This window comes from Micromonospora sp. NBC_00330, assembly GCF_036136635.1.
GTDB classification, from domain to species: domain Bacteria; phylum Actinomycetota; class Actinomycetes; order Mycobacteriales; family Micromonosporaceae; genus Micromonospora; species Micromonospora salmantinae.
In genome coordinates, this window is sequence record NZ_CP108012.1 from 5,090,648 (window position 1) to 5,105,902 (window position 15,255).

The window sequence follows — 15,255 nt, forward strand, 5'->3', positions numbered from 1 at the left end:
GGTCAGGCCGGGGTGGGCGGGCTGCCGGGATCGAGGAACCGGCCGACTGTCAGTTGGAACTCGCGCCAACCGGCCCGCTCCCCGGCCAGCGCTCGCCGGCCGGAGTCGGTGAGCTGGTACGTCCGCCGCTCCCGGCCGCTGACAGTGCTCCAGGTGCTCGCCACGTGACCGGCGCGTTCCAGGCGACGGAGCGCCGGATAGATGGTGCCGGTGGGCAGATCCAGACTGCCGTCACTGCGGGCGCGCAGCGCCTCGATGATCGCGTAGCCGTGCAGCGCGCCCTGTTCGAGCACGGCGAGCAGCAGGGCGTCGAGATGGCCGTGCAGTTCCTGGGCCTTCATACGTAGCTACGCTACTTGTCGAACCGCCGCTTCGCCAGGGGTGACGACCAGCAGGTCGGGCCCGTGCGCCAACCGGCCACCGGGGTGCGGGCATCGGTCACCCAGGGCTGCCGACTAGGGTATGTGCCCAGAGTCACTCGCCGGTCAGAGACCCCGGTGGGTGGGCAACCCGAAGCACACGGAGGTCAGCGTGGCCCGCCAGTCGCCCCAACGGCCCGACGCCGACGAGCCCGAGCTCGACGACACCACCGGCGCGGCCGAGCCAGACGAGACCGAGACCGACCGCCCGTCGGCGTCGATCGACCGCTCACTCTGGGACGAGCTGCGCATCGACCCAGTGGAGATCGCCCTGCCCGCCGGCACCGGCTTCACGCTCCGGGCGTACCGACCGGCCAGCTCGCTGACTCCGACCGACGTGACCGAGCGCGACCAGGACGACCCGTTCCTCGCCCGCCGCCAGGCGATCGAGGAGGAGGAGGACGACGAGACCGTCGTCATCCTCGACGAGGAGCTGGCCCAGGAGTTCGCCGACGAGGACGACGAGTCGAAGCGCCGCCGGGACGGCGCCGCCTCCGACACCGAGACCGACGACGAGTCGGACGAGGCCGTCGCGGACGAGGCGGACGACGAGGAGGTGCCGGTCTTCCTCAGCAACCGAGGCAAGCTGCTGCTGTTCAAGACCCCCGAGTCGCTTGTCAGTTTCATCCGATCCGGTGCGCCAAACGATCTGTCCCAACTGGACAGCTGGAATGAATTGTCCGAACGGGTGGAGCCGGCAGATATCGCTCCGCTCGACGAGGACACCTACGAGCTCGACCTGGTCGTGGAGAACCTGCGCGGCGGGCACGACACGTGGGATTCGACCCTGCTGATCGAGGCGGGCGAGGCCGCACGTGACCTCTCGTACGCATTGCGGCTGCCTGCGGTACTCGACATGCTCTCCGCCGGCTCCAGCCTCGACGACCTGGACGAGGCGCTGCGCGGCACCGCCAACGGCGGGATCGGCGCGTTCATGGCTCGGCGACGGCTGAAGAAGATCGGGGCGCAGACCGCAAGTTTGGGTTGGCGCACCATTGTCGGCAAGATCTCTGCGGTGGTGGACTGGCGCGACTGACCCGTACCGGGGAGCATCAGTTGCTGGCAGAGGAAAGACCTGTCCCGGGAGGAGGACGACGCCGTGGCGCTCGTGCGCGTTTACTGCGGTCTGGCCTCGGCGGATCCGGCTGACCGACCGGCCTCCGCCGGTTCGACGCTGACGTCCGCTGTGGTCGACGACGCAGGCCGTCTGCTGCATGTCTGCGAGATCAGCGATGACGCCGCTGGCTACGCCCAGCTCGTCGCGCTGCTCGTGGAGCGGTCGGGCGGGCCGAGCGGTGCGGCCATCGCCGCCGACAGCGACGACCACACGGTCACCTCGCTGCTGAGCGCGGCGGGCCGACCCCTGGCGATCGCCGACGACGACTCGGTGGACGACTTCGCCGAGCGGTTCGCCGATGACGACTCCCTTGAGGAGATGCAGTCGCCTCCGGCCGAACGACGGTCGGTCGGCCTCGCCCGCGCGTTGCAGGCCGGGGCGCTCTCCGCCGTGACCCTGCCGGCACCCCGGGACCTCGCCGGTTACAAGCAGGTGCTGTCCGCGCACGCCGCGCTGGCCAGTGGCCGACACTCCGCCGCCGTGGCGCTGCGCGAGGTTCTGCGTGAGCTCTACCCGGCGGCCCTACGCGCATACCCGGACCCGGCCGAGCCGGTCTCCCTGGCCGTGCTGGACGCGCTGCCCGAGCCGGGCATGCTCGGCGGCACAGTGGCCCGGGGCCGCGAGGTGTCGGTCGCGGCGGATGCCATCGCCGCGCACCTCGCAGCGGACGGGGTCGCCGATGCCGAGGAGATCAACGAGGCGGTCACCGCCCTGCGGGTCGCCATCTCCGAAACACCCCGACGTGCCGCGGTCAACCGGGCGCTCACGTCCGCCGTGGCCGAGACGGTCCGCCAGGCCGTCGCCTCCGTACGGGCCTGCGACGCCGGGTGTGAGGCGCTGGTCAGCGCGCTCAGCTCGCGGGTCACCACGCCTGTCCAGGCACCCGGCCGCCGGGCCGCGGCCCGCCGCGGCGAGTCCGTCGGCGAGTTGACCGGCCTGGCCGGCACCAACGCCGGATTGACCGGCCTCGCCGGCACCAGCGCCGGGTTGCGGTCGGTCCGACAGGCCCCGCCGGCCGCCGACCCGGCACCCGCTGTCGGGCGGCGCAGCCGTCCCGAGCCGGTCCCCGGTAACGCGCCGTTGGCATCGCCCCGCCCGCTCGGGCCACCGCCGGTAGCACCCGCGCCGGTCACGCCGCCGCCGGTCGCACCCGCGCCGATGACTCCGGCGGCGATGGCTGGTCCGCCGGCGTCCACGCTGCCCAGTCGCAGCGAGCCACTGCCCAGCCGGATCGACGGCCCGACCAACCGGCCCGTCTCCTCGCCACCGCCTCCGCCGCCCGGGATCACCCCGATCGCGCCGGCGCAGCGCGGCATGGTGCCGCCGGCCGAGGCCGGTGAGCCGTTCCGGCCGACGCTGACCACTGCCGCGATCAACAACGCGCGGGCCGAGCGGCAGCGGACTGTCATTCCGCCCCGCCCCAAGACCAACGGCGAGCCTCGGCCGAGCCACCAGCAACGCCCGGTCGACGAGCCACCCACCGGCGGGTTCAGCGCCACCGATCTCAGCATTCCGGTGCCGACCCCCCGACCGGGGCAGGAGGCCGCACCGCCCGGCTCCCGTGCCAACTGGCCGCTGGTCAACAACCCGGAGGACCCGTCCGACAGCTCACCGAACAACCCGGTGGCCTACTCGTACGGCGCCAGCCGCGGTGTCGACGCCCCGACCGACCCGGGTCGGGCCGACGGTCGGGTCACCCCGCCGTGGTTGGCGGACGACCTGCCACCGGAGCCGCCGATGCTGCGGCTGGTGGAGCCGCCGCCGCTGGCCGACCGGGCGCTGCGCGAAGGGCTCAACCCTCCCGCGGACCAGCACCTGGAGACGCCGCCGCTGCGCCTGGTCGACCGCGAGCAGGCCGCTCGCAACGGTCGGGCGGCCGCCCGTACCGAGCGTGCCGCCGAGCACCGGCCGTCGCCCCCGGTCGAGCACCGGCCACCGCCCATGGAGCACCGGCCCCCGCCGGTCGCCGACGAGGGCGACGGCGATCTGCTGATCTTCGCGCAGGCCAAGTCGGCCTGGTTCGTGGGGCAGCCCGAGGAGTCCGACCTGGACTGGTCGACCACTGCCGACACCGGCTGGCAGGCCGCCGAGCAGGCCGCCCGCCCGGCAGTGGGCGCCGAGACCAACGCCGGGCTGCCGAAGCGCGTGCCGCAGGCCAACCTGGTGCCGGGTTCGCCGCTGCGCGAGGAGCGCCCATTGCGGATAGTGCGTGATGCGGCAAGCCTTGCAGAGAACACGACCGGCTACTTCCGTGGCTGGCGTCGCGGCCAGGAGATCGGCGGTTTCGCTGTGGGTGGTCGGCCCGGTCGCGAGGCGGCCGGCGGTTGGGACTTCAGCCGCGACCACGGTGACCGCGACGACGACCGGGAGTACGAGTACCGCTCGGCGGGCTACCAGTCCTGACCCCCCTTCTCACACGCAGAAGCGCCCCCAGCCGGCTGGCTGGGGGCGCTTCTGCGTCAGCAGGGCGGTCCCGGGTACGCAGAAGCCGCCTCGTGAGGACCGTGGGTGAGCTGGTGCCCCGGGCAGGGGCCGACAGCTTCCAGGTCGCCAGGAGACGGCTTGGCGGCGCGCCGGCTCGTCTGAGCGACGAGCCCGCGCGGTGGGACTCACCGGGGCGGCTGGCAGCGCCCGGTGGCGGCCGGAGCCACCACCGGGGCGTGCAGCGCCGCGATCAGGCCGGGGCGACGGCGCGCGTACGGCGCATGGTCAGCACGTACTCGACCAGCGAGATCAGCACGTGCTTCGTCGACTCCCGGTTACGGGCGTCGCAGGCCACCACCGGCACGTCGCTCGAGATCGCCAATGCGTCCCGGACGTCCTGCGGGTCGTGGTACTGCATCCCGTCGAAGCAGTTGATCGCCACCAGGTACGGCAGGCGTCGGTGCTCGAAGAAGTCGATCGCCGCGAAGCAGTCGGCCAGCCGGCGAGTGTCCACCAGCACGACCGCACCGATCGCACCCCGCACCAGTTCGTCCCACATGAACCAGAAACGGGTCTGACCCGGCGTACCGAACAGGTACAGGATCAGGTCACGGTCGATCGAGATCCGGCCGAAGTCCATGGCCACCGTGGTCGTCGTCTTGCCCGGCACCTGCCGGGTGTCGTCGACGCCCACGCCAGCGGAGGTCATGATGGCCTCGGTGGTCAGCGGCGTGATCTCCGAGACCGAGCCGACCAGCGTCGTCTTACCGACGCCGAATCCACCGGCGATAACGATCTTCGCCGACGTCACGCGGCCGCTCGGGTTCGGCGGGCGGTGCGACATGTCAGAGCCTGCGAAGTCCACTCAGCACCCTCTCCAGCAGTTCAGTGCCCACCGCGTCGTCGGAGTCGTCCAAAATGGTCGGCTCGTGGACCGCGACCAGGCCGTCCGTCGCCATGTCGGCGATGAGCACCCGGGCCACACCGAGCGGGAGCTGCATCCGCGCCGCGATCTCCGCGAGCGATTGCACGCGTCCGTCACACAGCGCGGCGATGTACTGGTGTTCGCGGCCACCACCGTTGCCATTGGCAGCGGTACGGCCGCGCACCGTCGTCTCGACGAGCGCCTCCAGCGCGATGTCGAGCCGGGGACGGGTGCGACCACGGGTCACGGCGTATGGACGGACCAACGCTCCGGTCGGTTCGTCACGATCGGCCATCTCGCCGCTCACCTCCTTCGCACCCGTTACCGGCTCCCACCGGTGAATCCCGTCGTTGTCGTTGTTGCAGTCGTGCCGACCTCACGATCGGCGAGACGTCAGCCCAGCATGCCCGCAGCCGCACGCGGCTGCGGGGTCAGTGCGTCGCCCACCCGGTCGACCAGCAGCGCCATCTCGTAGCCAACCTGGCCCACGTCGGAGCTGCGGGCCGCCAGCACGGCGAAGGACGAGCCGTCCGAGATGGACATCAGGAACAGGAAGCCATTGTCCATCTCCACGACGGTCTGCAACACCGCGCCTCCCTCGAAGCAGCGTGCTGCCCCCTGGGTCAGGCTGACCAGACCCGACGAGATCGCGGCGAGCTGGTCTGCCCGGTCGCGCGGCAGATCCCGTGACGACGCGAGGAGTAGGCCGTCCGCCGATACGGCGACCGCATGCGCGACGCCGGGCACCCGGTCGGCGAAGTTGGCCAGCAGCCAACCAAGATCCTGCGTAGTTGTCATCCTTCTTGCTCCTTCTGCCCGCTCCCGGCCACCGGGCCTGAGCCAGACTGCGAGGATTGCCCTCCCGGAGTCGCCTCCGGGCTGGTCGGGGTGTCCGAGGTGCTACGCCCTCGCTGCACGCCCCGGTGGTAGGCGGAGAGCAGGCCACGAACCGCCTCCGGGGAGCGCCGCTGGACCGAGGTGGTGGGCTTTTCTACCGCACCGGGTACCAGCTGCGCCATCGGCTTGCGCTTCGGCAGACCGGTCGTGGTGGTCTCGCTCACCGGCGTCGCGCCGGCCGCTGCGGAGGCAGCACGCCAGCCGTCGTCGGCGGCGGTCTGCCAGCCGTTGCTCTGCGGTTGGGGCCGGCGGTTCGGCAGGCTCTCGGCGAGGCTGGGGCGGGTGCCCTCGTTCGCTGTGGAGCCGTTGTCCCGCGGCGCTCCTCCGACCGTCGGAGTGTCTGCCATCGGTGTGTTACCTGTCGTCCCGGGTGGTGTCTTGTGGACTGCCCGACCGGTGGCCTCGACCGTGGCGAACTGCTGGGTCGCGGAGTCGCCGTTCGTCGCTGGCTGAGCGCCGGCCGCGGTCTCCTCGGAGCCCGGGCGACGGGTACGGAACCAGGCCGACTCGAGCTCCCGGAAGATCGGCAGCTCCATCGTCTCATCCGCGTACCGCTGACGGTTCTGCGCCTGCGGCTGCTGCGGCGCCGGCCGCGTCTGCGGCGCCTGCCGCGTCTGCGGAGCCGGAGCCTGCGCTGCCGCCGGGGTCGGCGCAGGAGCCGGAGGCTGGGCTGCGGCCGGCTGCTCGCCGGGTCGCGGCACCCGCGGCAGCTCCGTCGTCATGTCCAGCGCGGCGGCGAGCCGCTCGGGCACCGGCGGGGTGGCCGTGTCCCGGTCGCTACCCGGCACTGGCGGCCAGGCCGGCGGCGCCGGGGCGTTGGGCGCCTGCGCGGGCGGGGCGGATCGGGGCGCGAAGCCGCTGAACGACTGGCTGGACGCCGGCGGTGCCGAGTACTGCTGGTTCGAGTACGGCTGACCGGACGCCGGCGAGGCCGAGACCGGCGACGCGGACACCGGCGGACCGGCGTACGGCTGCCCGGAGGCCGGAGCGGCGGACACCGGCGCCCCGCCGTACGGCGCACCCGAGTAGGGCTGCCCGGAGTACGGCTGGCCGGAGTACGGCTGGCCGGAGGCCGGCGAGGCGGAGACCGGCGCACCGGAGTAGGGCTGCGCGGAGACCGGCGGCGCCGAGTACGGGTGCGCCTCGGGGCTGCTCGGAAGCTGACGCGGAATGGACGGCTGCTGGCCGGTGGTCGGGGTCTCGTCCCCGGCCCGGCGCTGCGGCAGCGGGTCGGTGCCCTGGCCGTTGGCCGACCGGGGGGTGAACCCGTCGCCGCCGTTGACGCCGTTCGTCCCGGCTGCGCCGGTCAGATCGGACCAGGCCGGCATCGACCGGTACGCGCCACCGTTGGCGGGGGCGCCGGCACCATTGCGCGTCGCGGGGTCGAACGGGCGACCGCCCAGGGTGACCTGGTTGCCGGACTCGCTCGGGCGGGGGCCGTTGCCCAGCGCGGGCAGTGCGCCGAAGACCGGCGCGGGTCCACCGGACTGCGGACCACCGAACTGGGGAGCACCGGCCGCGGGCAGCGCCGGAGGCTGCTGCACCCGGCCGGAGAGCGCTCGGGGCACCAGCACCGAGGTGGGCAGGGTCACGTCGGCGACAGTGCCGCGATCGTTGCCGGGGCGCAGCTCGACCCGGACACCGTGCCGGGACGCCAGCCGGGCGACCACGACCAGGCCCATCATCCGGGACACGGCCACGTCGACCTGCGGCGGCGTCGCGAGCCGCTCGTTGAGGTCGTGCAACTGCTCGGCGCTGATGCCGATGCCGCGGTCCTCGACGTACAGCGAGGAGCGGTCGCCGACCCGGCGAGCCTCGACCATGACCTGCGAGTCGGGCGGGGAGAACGCGGTGGCGTTGTCGAACAGTTCCGCGACGAGGTGCACCAGGTCGTTGACCGCGTGCGCGGCGACCTCGATGTCGCGGTCGATGACACCGAAATCGATCCGGGTGTAGTGCTCGACCTCGGACTGCGCGGCGCGCAGCACGTCGATGAGGGCGGCCGGCTCACGCTGCACACGGGTGGAGTCGGCACCGGCGAGCACCAGCAGGTTCTCGTCGTTACGGCGCATCCGGGTGGCCAGGTGGTCGAGCTGGAACAGCTCGGCCAGCCGGTCCGGGTCCTCCTCGCCGCGCTCCAGCCGGTCGAGGTGCCCGATGAGGCGGTCGACCAGGATCTGGGAACGGCGGGCCAGGTTGACGAACATGGTCGCGACGGAGGCACGCAGTGCCGCCTGCTCGGCGGCCGTGCGGACGGCTTCCAGGTGGACGGCGTTGAACGCCTCGGTCACCTGGCCGAACTCGTCCTTGCTGCGCACCGGCAACGGTTCGGCGATCTGGTTGGCCAGCTGCACCGGGGAGAGCTGCCCGACGACCTGCGGGTCGCGCAGACGGGCCACCGCCTGTGGCAGGCCGTACTGGGCCACGGAGAGCGCGCCCTGCCGCAGCTCACGAAGTGAGCGGGCCATCGAGCGGGCCACCAGGTAGGCGAAGAGGATGGCCAGCAGCAACATGCTGAGCAGCAGGCCGGTCTCCAGGAAGACCTGGCGCTGGACGTCCGAGCGGAGGGTGTCGGCCTGGTTGACCACTTCACTGTCGAGCTTCCGCTCGACGGTGCGGATCAGCTTGGCGTTGGCCGTCATGGCGGCTTCCCACTGGTCCGGGCCGAACGGCGCACCGCGCATGTCGCCGGTGGTGTTGCCGTCGATCCAGCCGGTGTAGTTCTGTGCCTGCCGGCGGTCGCCGCCCGCGACCGTCTGGTCGTGGAACTTCGCGTCGTCCGGGGTGGCGACGGCCTTGAAGCTCTGCAGAGCCTGCTGCTGGCCGGTGTCACTGGCGACGTAGTCCCTGCGCAGTGCCGGGGTCAGGCGCTGTCGGCCCTGAACGCCCAGCGCGCGGTGCACGACGACCCGGCGTACGGCCAGGAACTCCTTCTCCCGGGCGACCGCCGCGGCGGCGCGCATCCGGTCGCTCAGTTGGTTGTCACCGGCGAGCTGCGTGGACGAGTCGCGGATGGCGAGCAGGTCACTGATCAGACCCTCGTACGCCTGCACGGTCTCGGTGAGAGCGAGCTTTCCGTTGAACACCTGGCTGCGGACGCCCGCCAGGTCCTGGAGGTTCTGGTCGATGCTGTCGAGCAGACCCTCGAGGCTGCTCGGCAGGTCCTCGATCTCGGTCCGCTGCTGCCGGTACGGGGCCGCGTCCTGATCCACCCGGGAGTTAACCCGGTTGTAGGCCTCCTGGTACTGCGCCGTCGGCTGCGTCCCGTTCGCGCCCAGCAGCAGCACGGCGGCGGTCCGCTCGTCCTGCAGGCTGTCGACCAGGTCACCTGAATAGCTCGACAGATTCGCCAGGTCGCCAGCTCGGTTGGCATTGTTGAGCGTCTCCACGTGGTCGATAAGACCACTGGTGCCCACCACGACCGTGGCGATGGTCGGCACGATCATGATGAGACCGAGCTTGGACCAGATCGGCATGTCCCGGAGCCGGCTGGCCGGCCGGCGCAGCCGCGACAGGAAGGAGCCCGCCGTCTTTGGCCGTTTGCTCACGTCACCGCCCTCGCGATTACAGCTTGAACGCGTTGCCCCGGGCAACGCCCAGCGACCGACCCGGCGGGTCGGACCCCCGAGATTCCATCACGCCGGTCGACAAGAAGAAAGCCCAGGTTGTCCCGGACCGAAGGTGTGATGAGATGTTGATGCGATTTGATAGCAGTCTGTCTGGCCGGAGTAACTGAAGGTAATGGAACATCCGCACCGCGTTGTCCTACTGGCCGGCCCATCGGGCTCCGGAAAGTCGTACATAGCGCAGCAAACCGGCTTGCCGGTGCTGTGCTTGGACGACTTCTACAAAGACGGCGATGACCCTACGTTGCCGAGACGAAACGGCCAGGTGGATTGGGAATCGCCGCACTCCTGGGACGCCCCCAGTGCGGTGGAAATCATTGCCCAACTTGCCCGCGAGGGCCGAGCCGATGTGCCGGTTTATGCGATCGGTGCCGATCGACGGGTGGCCACCCGGCCATTTGATGTCGCCGGATCGCCACTTTTCGTGGCCGAAGGGATCTTCGCCGCCGAGATCGTCGAGGAGTGCCGGCGCCGTGGCCTGCTCGCCGGGGCGTACGCGTTGCGCCGCCCGCGCGGGGCCACCTTCCTGCGCCGACTCGCCCGCGACCTGTCCGAGCAGCGCAAGGCGCCTCGGGTGCTGATTCGGCGCGGGGTGTCGCTGCTACGGGCCGAGCCCGCGGTGCTGCGTCGGCAGATGGGCCTCGGCGCGGAGGCGGCCCGGGCCCGGGAGGTGCTGCGCCGGGTGGCCGGGCTGCTCGCCGGCCACCCACATGGCTGAGCTCAGGCCATCAACTTCGCGTACGCCGGCTTGATCACGTCATCGATGATCCGCAGCCGCTCGTCGAACGGGATGAAGGCGCTCTTCATCGCGTTGATGGTGAACCACTGCAACTCTTTCCAGCCGTAGCCGAACGTCTCCACCAGCAGCGACATCTCCCGCGACATCGAGGTGCCGCTCATCAGCCGGTTGTCGGTGTTGACGGTGGCCCGGAAGCGCAGGTCCCGCAGCAGGCCGATCGGGTGGTCCGCGATCGAGGCCACCGCACCGGTCTGCACGTTCGACGAGGGGCACAGCTCCAGGGGGATCCGCTTGTCCCTGACGTACGCGGCCAGCCGGCCGAGCGAGCCGTCGGGGGCGATGTCGTCGACGATCCGCACCCCGTGGCCGAGCCGGTCCGCCCCGCACCACTGGATCGCCTGCCAGATCGACGGCAGACCGAACGCCTCGCCGGCGTGGATGGTGAAGTGGAAGTTCTCCCGTTGCAGGTACTCGAAGGCGTCCAGGTGCCGGGTGGGCGGAAAGCCCGCCTCGGCGCCGGCGATGTCGAAGCCGACCACGCCGGCATCCCGGTGCCGCACGGCCAGCTCGGCGATCTCCTGGGAACGGGCGGCGTGCCGCATCGCGGTGAGCAGGGTGCCCACCCGGATGGTCAGGCCCGCCTCGACCGCCTGGGCGGTGCCCTCGGCGAACCCGGCCAGCACCGCCTCGACCACCTCGTCCAGGCTGAGGTCCCGTTCCAGGTGCTGCTCCGGGGCGAACCGCACCTCGGCGTAGACCACGCCGTCGGCGGCCAGGTCCAGGGCGCACTCGCGGGCCACCCGACGCAGCGCGGGCGCGGTCTGCATGACCGCCACCGTGTGCGCGAACGTCTCGAGGTAGCGCTCCAGGGAACCGGAGTCCGCCGCGTCCGCGAACCAGCGTCCGAGCGCCTCCGGGTCGGTGGTGGGCAGTTCGTGGCCCACCTCGGCGGACAGGTCGACGATCGTCGCCGGCCTGAGCCCGCCGTCGAGGTGGTCGTGCAGCAGCGCCTTCGGGACCTTGACGATGTCCTCGTACCGGATAGTTGCGACCATGCTCAGACCCTAGTCAGCGGCCTGGCCGGACCGGTACGGGACCGGCCGGGCGTCACGGCCGCCAGCCGTACACCCGGTGCACGTCGAGCCGGATCACGAGCCGTCCGTCGGCAACCATGGCGGCGCGGTAGTCCGCCCAGTCCGGGTGGTCGCCGCGAATCCGGCGGTAGACGTCGACCAGCTCGTCGACAGTCTCGTCGGTGGTGGCCGCGGCCGGCTCGCTGAGCGTCACGGTCCCCTCCGCCACCGCGTACGCGCCGCCGTCCGGCGTGGTCACGTGGAAGCTGGCCCGGGGATCGCGGCGCAGGTTGCGCACCTTCGCCCGGTCCCCGGTGGTGGAGCAGCGGATCAACCCCGGCTCGGCCAGGTAGTCGAGGTTCGACAGTTGGGGCCGCCCGTCCCGGCGCACCGTGACCAGCACTCCGCGCCCCCGCTGACCGAACAGCTCCCACAGTCGGTCGGAATTGGTTGACATGTCATTGAAACTAGAGGCAGATCGATGACATGTCAACGAAAGCGGTAGACTCGACGGATGGACGCACCCCGGTGGCTGGACGAACGGGAGGACCGCGCCTGGCGCGGCTACCGCCGGATGCGGCGACTACTCGACCTGGAGCTGGCTCGGGAGCTGACCCAGGACGCCGGCCTCTCCGAGGCCGACTACGACGTGTTGTCCGACCTCTCCGAGACGCCGCAGGGGCGGCTGCGCCTGCGGGAGCTGGCAGACCGCATGCTCTGGTCGCGCAGTCGGCTCTCCCACCATCTGACTCGGATGCAACAGCGCGGCCTGGTGACCCGCGAGGAGTGCGCCGACGACGCCCGGGGCTCGGTCGTCGTCCTCACCCCCGCCGGGCGGCAGGCCATCGAGTCCGCCGCCCCCGGTCACGTGGCCGCCGTCCGCCGGCACCTGATCGACAGGCTCACCCCCGCAGAGGTCGACGCCCTCGGCGCGCTCACCCACCGGGTGGTCGACCACCTCGCCGAGCCGGGCCTCCGAGCCGGCCGGCCGCAGCCCGCAGCGGAGGTCTGACGTGGACCCCCGCATCCTCGACCGGCTGCGCTGCCCGGTCTGCGGCGAGCCGCTGGCCGAGGCGACCGCCGGCACCACCGGTGCGCTGCGCTGCCCACGCCGGCACAGCTTCGACATCGCCCGGCAGGGGTACGTCAACCTGCTCGCCGGGCGCGCCCCGCACGTCGGCGACAGTGCCGAGATGGTCGCCGCCCGGGCGGACTTCCTCGCCGCCGGGCACTACGACCTCATCTCGGCCGCCCTCTCCGCCGCCGCGACGGAAGCCGTCGGTCGGCCCCGCGCGATGCCCGACTTCGAGGCGTACCCCCTGGTGGTGGATGCCGGCGCCGGCACCGGCCGGTACCTCGGCGCGGTGCTGGCGGCGCTGCCGGACGCCGTGGGTCTGGCCCTGGACGTGTCCAAGCCGGCGCTGCGCCGCGCGGCCCGCGCGCATCCCCGGGCCGCCGCCGCACTCGCCGACACCTGGCAGCGACTCCCGCTCGCGGACGCCTCGACCGCCGTGCTGCTCAACGTCTTCGCCCCGCGCAACGGCCCGGAGTTCCACCGGGTGCTCGACCCGGCCGGCGCGTTGCTGGTGGTCACGCCCGACACCGATCACCTCGCCGAGTTGGTGGACGTCCTCGACCTGCTGCGGGTGGACCCGGACAAGGCCGACCGGGTGACCGCCAGCCTGGGCGGGCACTTCACGCTCGTCAGCTCGACAGTGCACCGGGCGGAGATGGCGCTGACCCGGCCGGAGGTCGCCACACTGGTCGGGATGGGCCCCAGCGCCTGGCACACCGACCCGGCCGCGCTCGCCACCCGGCTGGCCGCGCTGGGAGAACCGGTCCTGGTCACAGTGGCGGTCCGGCTCGACGTCCTGCGACCTCGCTGACCTCAGGTGGAGAGGTCGACCTCTTCCCAGCCGGGCGGCTCGTCGTGGTACGGCCCGCGCAGGATCACCGCCCACTCCAGCGCCCAACGCCGCTGCCCGATCGCGTTCGCGTCGACCAGGCCCGGCGCCCGCCGGCCGCCGCGCTCGGTCTCCAGGTACGCCCAGTCCAGGCAGTAGTGCAGGTCGAGCAGGGCGGCCGCGTCGGCCGGGTGCTGCGGCGCGGTGAGGATCCGGGAGCGCCAGTGCGGGAAGGTCTCCCCCTCGGCGATGTGCGGCAGCCGCTCGACCAGCCGCTCATCGACGGCCAGCGTCGGGTCGAGCTGCTTGCTCAGGCCGAGCACCCAGGCCAGCGCGAAGAGCGCGTCGTGGTGCAGCACGAACGACCGGTGGTCGCCCTTGCCGCCCATCACGAACTGCCACTCCGGCGGGGTGACCATGTCGACCAGGTGCGAGCCGAGCAGCCAGCTCATCGCCGCCTGCGGGGGCATCCCGAAACAGCGGGCCAGGATCAGGTGCAGCACCGCGATCCGCGCCTCGATCTCCACGGTCGGGCGCAGATCGATCTGGTCGCCCGGCTCCCAGACGAGGGGAAACTGGGCCGGCGGCAACGGCAGGCCGAGCCGGGACAGCTCGTCCAGGCTCGCCTCGCGCACCTCACGTGGGTCGGGGGCAGCAACGGTCACGGCGGATCTTCCTGTCTGCTCGCGCCGGCGCAAGGCCGGTTGTCCCCCCTTGGCCTGCGACAATAGCGCTCCCAGGTGACCGGCACCACGCCAGGGCGACGCCGGATCGATCAGCCGATGCGTTCGATGACCAACGACGTCGCCGCCGGGGCCGTCGGCGCGATCCGCACCGCGTTGGCGGCCTCGGTCAGCGCGGCCGGCATCCGCGTCGCATCGTCGGCACGCAGCTCGTAGAGCGGGTCACCGGCCCGCACCTCGTCACCCGGCCGCTTGTGCAACACCACACCGGCCGGCACGCTGACCGGGTCCTCCTTGCGCGCCCGACCCGCGCCGAGCCGCCACGCCGCAACCCCCATGGCGTACGCGTCGACGGCCGCCACGTACCCGTCCCGCTCGGCGCGAACCACCTCCACCTCGGCCGCCGCCGGCATCGGCGCATCCGGGTCGCCGCCCTGCGCCCGGATCATCGCCCGCCACGAGTCCATGGCCCGGCCGTCGCGCAGCGCCGCAGCCGGATCGGCGTCCGGCAGACCGGCGGCGTCGAGCATCTCCCGGGCCAGTGCGAGGGTCAGCTCCACCACGTCGGCCGGTCCACCACCGGCCAACACCTCGACCGACTCGGTCACCTCGACCGCGTTGCCGATCGCCAGGCCGAGCGGGGTGGACATGTCGGTGAGCAGGGCGACAGTCCGCACCCCGTGCGCACCGCCCAGCTCGACCATGGTGCGCGCCAACTCGCGAGCCTGGTCGACGGACTTCATGAAGGCGCCCGAGCCGACCTTGACGTCCAGGACCAGCGCGCCGGTGCCCTCGGCGATCTTCTTGCTCATGATCGAGCTGGCGATCAGTGGGATCGCCTCCACGGTGCCAGTCACGTCGCGCAACGCGTACAGCTTGCGGTCGGCGGGGGCGAGCCCGGCACCGGCCGCGCAGATCACCGCACCGACCTCGTCGAGCTGGGCGATGAACTCGTCGTTGCTCACAGTGGCCCGCCAGCCCGGGATGGACTCCAGCTTGTCCAGCGTGCCGCCGGTGTGCCCGAGACCCCTGCCGCTCAGCTGCGGCACTGCCGCGCCACACGCCGCCACCAGCGGGGTGAGCGGCAGGGTGATCTTGTCGCCGACACCGCCGGTGGAGTGCTTGTCGACAGTCGGCCGGCGTACCGCCGACAGGTCCAACCGCTCACCGCTGGCGATCATCGCGGCGGTCCACCGGGCGATCTCCGGCCCGGTCATGCCGTTGAGCAGGATCGCCATGGCCAGCGCGGACATCTGCTCGTCGGCGACAACCCCCCGGGTGTACGCGTCGACCACCCAGTCGATCTGCGCGTCCGACAGCACACCCCCGTCCCGCTTGACCCGAATGACGTCAACCGCCGCAAAACCACTACTCATCAGAAGATCTTTCTTAGTCGGTTGGAGAAACCGTGCCGGACGGACGGCAGTGCCCACGACGGGGCCGGGGCC

Annotated in this window: 14 protein-coding genes; 5 read left to right on the forward strand and 9 right to left on the reverse strand. The window is 72.0% G+C overall.

Annotation, left to right across the window (positions count from 1 at the left end; genetic code table 11):
* Nucleotides 1–2: 2 nt before the first annotated feature.
* Nucleotides 3–341, reverse strand: a complete 339-nt coding sequence (locus OG598_RS22955) for a PadR family transcriptional regulator (protein WP_238684472.1) — start codon at nt 339–341, stop codon at nt 3–5.
* A gap of 160 nt (nt 342–501) precedes the next feature.
* Between OG598_RS22955 and OG598_RS22960 the strand changes: the two genes are divergently transcribed.
* Both OG598_RS22960 and OG598_RS22965 read left to right on the forward strand, forming a co-directional pair.
* Entirely contained in the window at nt 502–1,455 is a 954-nt protein-coding gene (locus tag OG598_RS22960) for a DNA primase (RefSeq protein WP_328651022.1), read from the forward strand.
* Between the two features lie 39 nt (nt 1,456–1,494).
* On the forward strand, nt 1,495–3,939 hold the full coding sequence (locus OG598_RS22965) for a transposase (RefSeq protein ID WP_328655410.1): 2,445 nt from the start codon (nt 1,495–1,497) through the stop codon (nt 3,937–3,939).
* 271 nt (nt 3,940–4,210) lie between these two features.
* Here OG598_RS22965 and OG598_RS22970 read toward each other — a convergent pair whose 3' ends face one another.
* The 4 genes from OG598_RS22970 to OG598_RS22985 form a co-directional block, all read right to left on the reverse strand.
* Nucleotides 4,211–4,804, reverse strand: coding sequence for a GTP-binding protein (locus OG598_RS22970; protein WP_007455465.1), 594 nt, complete (start codon nt 4,802–4,804; stop codon nt 4,211–4,213).
* Between the two features lies 1 nt (nt 4,805).
* Complete coding sequence (locus OG598_RS22975; RefSeq protein WP_124820399.1) at nt 4,806–5,180, reverse strand: DUF742 domain-containing protein; 375 nt, start codon at nt 5,178–5,180, stop codon at nt 4,806–4,808.
* A 98-nt stretch (nt 5,181–5,278) separates the two neighbouring features.
* The gene (locus OG598_RS22980) at nt 5,279–5,683 is read right to left on the reverse strand and encodes a roadblock/LC7 domain-containing protein (protein ID WP_030329023.1); all 405 of its coding nucleotides are present in this window, start codon (nt 5,681–5,683) and stop codon (nt 5,279–5,281) included.
* Nucleotides 5,680–9,330 carry a sensor histidine kinase gene (locus tag OG598_RS22985; protein ID WP_328651023.1) on the reverse strand — a complete coding sequence of 1,217 codons (3,651 nt, stop codon included), beginning with the start codon at nt 9,328–9,330 and terminating at the stop codon, nt 5,680–5,682. The genes OG598_RS22980 and OG598_RS22985 overlap by 4 nt, the downstream gene beginning before the upstream one ends.
* 502 nt (nt 9,331–9,832) lie before the next feature.
* Here OG598_RS22985 and OG598_RS22990 point away from each other — a divergent pair.
* Nucleotides 9,833–10,126: a hypothetical protein gene (locus OG598_RS22990; protein ID WP_328651024.1), complete on the forward strand. Its 294-nt coding sequence runs from the start codon at nt 9,833–9,835 to the stop codon at nt 10,124–10,126.
* Nucleotides 10,127–10,128: 2 nt separating this feature from the next.
* Here OG598_RS22990 and OG598_RS22995 read toward each other — a convergent pair whose 3' ends face one another.
* Complete coding sequence (locus tag OG598_RS22995) at nt 10,129–11,202, reverse strand: adenosine deaminase (protein WP_328651025.1); 1,074 nt, start codon at nt 11,200–11,202, stop codon at nt 10,129–10,131.
* 52 nt (nt 11,203–11,254) lie between these two features.
* A complete protein-coding gene (locus OG598_RS23000; RefSeq protein ID WP_328651026.1) occupies nt 11,255–11,677 on the reverse strand; it encodes a PPOX class F420-dependent oxidoreductase in 423 nt (140 codons plus the stop codon).
* Nucleotides 11,678–11,734: 57 nt separating this feature from the next.
* Between OG598_RS23000 and OG598_RS23005 the strand changes: the two genes are divergently transcribed.
* Both OG598_RS23005 and OG598_RS23010 read left to right on the forward strand, forming a co-directional pair.
* Complete coding sequence (locus OG598_RS23005) at nt 11,735–12,232, forward strand: MarR family winged helix-turn-helix transcriptional regulator (RefSeq protein WP_328651027.1); 498 nt, start codon at nt 11,735–11,737, stop codon at nt 12,230–12,232.
* A gap of 1 nt (nt 12,233) precedes the next feature.
* Nucleotides 12,234–13,106: a putative RNA methyltransferase gene (locus OG598_RS23010; RefSeq protein ID WP_328651028.1), complete on the forward strand. Its 873-nt coding sequence runs from the start codon at nt 12,234–12,236 to the stop codon at nt 13,104–13,106.
* A gap of 2 nt (nt 13,107–13,108) precedes the next feature.
* Here OG598_RS23010 and OG598_RS23015 read toward each other — a convergent pair whose 3' ends face one another.
* Together OG598_RS23015 and OG598_RS23020 are read right to left on the reverse strand one after the other, a co-directional pair.
* Nucleotides 13,109–13,789, reverse strand: a complete 681-nt coding sequence (locus OG598_RS23015) for a DUF4272 domain-containing protein (protein ID WP_112677367.1) — start codon at nt 13,787–13,789, stop codon at nt 13,109–13,111.
* Between the two features lie 110 nt (nt 13,790–13,899).
* Nucleotides 13,900–15,183: a thymidine phosphorylase gene (locus OG598_RS23020; RefSeq protein WP_328651029.1), complete on the reverse strand. Its 1,284-nt coding sequence runs from the start codon at nt 15,181–15,183 to the stop codon at nt 13,900–13,902.
* Nucleotides 15,184–15,255 lie beyond the last annotated feature (72 nt).